Here is a 2,213-nt window from a genome sequence, read left to right as displayed (position 1 = left end):
ATGGAGTGGAGCTGGATGGACAGGGCAACCCACTATTACTAAAGATAGAGGAAAAACTTATTTAGTTATTGGTAGTTACGATCATCTTTTGCGCAAAATAGATGTCGCGAATAATCAGGAAGTTTGGCAATATAAATTTGATGATGTGATTAAAGGTTCAAGTACGGTTTATATTGATGAAACTGCGAATGAAGAGAATCGTATTGTGATTTTACAAGGCAGTAGAACTGGGAGAGCAAAAAAAGGAATTGCCCCTAGTTTTCGTGCTATTTCTTTTAGAACAGGGAAAGAAATTTGGCAACTAGATATTAGAAAAACTCGCAGTTATAGTCGCGATAATGATAGTTCTGCTTTGCCATTAGGAAATAATTTGATTTTCAATGCTGGGGAAAATGCTATTGGTTATTTTATTAATAGTTCTGTCAGTAAAGCTAAAATAAAATCTTCTATTCTGCAGCCAGAAGTATTATCCGAAATTAAACTTTATGTAGATAGTGATGTTAGAAGACAAGGGGGAAATATTGTCTCTGAATCATCTCCCGCTAGATTGGGTAATAGAATTTTTTTAGCAGCAGGTTCCGGACATATTTATGGTATTGATATAGAGAGTAAAAAGATAGTTTGGGATTTTTATACAGGTTCAGATTTAGATGGTACTGTTGCTATTTCTAAAACTGGTAAATTATTTTGTGCGATTGAAAAACAATTTATTCCTGGAAATGGTGGGGTGGTGAAATTAAACCCTAATAAAAAAAATCAGGAAAGTGTAGAATGGTTTTTGCCTACAGGTAACATTAAATTTAATAGTTGGTTAGGAGGTATTATTGGGTCGGTAGCGTTGAATGATGAATATAATAATTATGGTGAATTTCCGGCTTTATTTGCTACTAATGCTATTGATGGATATCTATATATTGGTTCCCAAGATTTAACTACAGGAAATCAACTTAAAGGACCTTTGAAAAAGTTTAGTTATGATACCCCTCTAATCCTGTTTAAGCAGAAAATTGGTCCTTCAATTTCAACGCCAATTTTTACTGATGGAAATAAATTGGTAACTGCTGGATATAATGGGGTTTATATATTTAATTTGAATTGGGAATTTGCGAAACCTGACGAGGAAAATGTTTTACCTAATGCTCAAGGAGAATTTTTCCGTTTAATAGTAGAAGAAGCTGGCAAATTTACGGGTAAAGTTTCTTTTGAATCTACTCCTATTGTATGGGATGGAATTATTAGAATTTGTGGTCGGGATGGTTGGTTATATAGTTTTGGTTAAAATTCAGGAAGAGGGAAAAAGTCAAAGATAAGCAGTTTCCAACTTTCCGGAGGTAAAAAATTTGTTCTGGACATCAGGGAGAATCCCCACAGAATTTGTTCGTGGCCAATGATGGCGACAATCCCGACACCAGTAGTCGCAGTGTCCTGTTGTCATGTTTGTACTTTTGCATTTTGGACACTCTAATTTTTGAAATATAGTAATGTGCGCTGGCATATTTACAAATTACAAGAGGTGTCCAATAGCTAAAAGTCTTATATTATAGGTTTTTTATTCCCCCTTCCGGAGCTGTTGCCTGTTGCCTGTTGCCTGTTGCCTGTTGCCTGCGCACAGCGCTATACTTTATAGCTCATCTTCGTTTATATGAATTTTGGTATGTGGGCAATAATCAAAATTTTTTTTTCAGAAAAGATTCAATCGTTCCGAGATCAAGGCAATGATTATTGACATAACGTATAATACTTTTATCTTTATTGCCCGACGGAATTCCCTAATCTATTGGTATCATTTCGGTTGTTTTCAACCTTATTTTCCAGCCTTCCAATATAACAAGAAATTTTCCAGATCCAAAACATCACACCTGTGAAACTGGTAATCGTGCCGATAGTTATCACTGTCTGTGGAGCCATTTCTTTTAACTGTCATTGAAAACTCAATGGCTGAGATTCCTAACAGTCCAAGATTCCTACAAATTAAAGCGATTAAAATTGGTGCAATTCAAGCTAAAAAAAGTTTTCTTTTGGCTTTAGTGATAAAAAAACTTTCTCCTTCTGTTCTCTTTTCTTCCCTCCTGACTCGTGTACGTCGCCAATCCGACGGCTCCCCTACCTGACTTCTTACTCCTCCGTCGTTTACTTATAACTGTTCAACCAGACATGATATAAATGTAGATTTACCAGAGATTACAAACACAGAAAAAGTTAAAGGATTTAAA

At 35.3% G+C, this 2,213-nt stretch carries 1 protein-coding gene; it reads left to right on the top strand.

The genetic code is table 11. The annotated features are described in order from the left end of the window. Positions 1 to 1,279 (top strand): PQQ-binding-like beta-propeller repeat protein (locus tag F6K13_RS29650; RefSeq protein ID WP_287289362.1); only part of this gene is annotated, 1,279 nt, incomplete at its 5' end. Positions 1,280 to 2,213: the final 934 nt, after the last annotated feature.

The organism is Okeania sp. SIO2B9 (assembly GCF_010672505.1).
GTDB lineage: Bacteria > Cyanobacteriota > Cyanobacteriia > Cyanobacteriales > Microcoleaceae > Okeania > Okeania hirsuta.
Note: the sequence above shows the minus strand (reverse complement) of the source record. Positions and strands in the feature narration are given on the sequence as shown.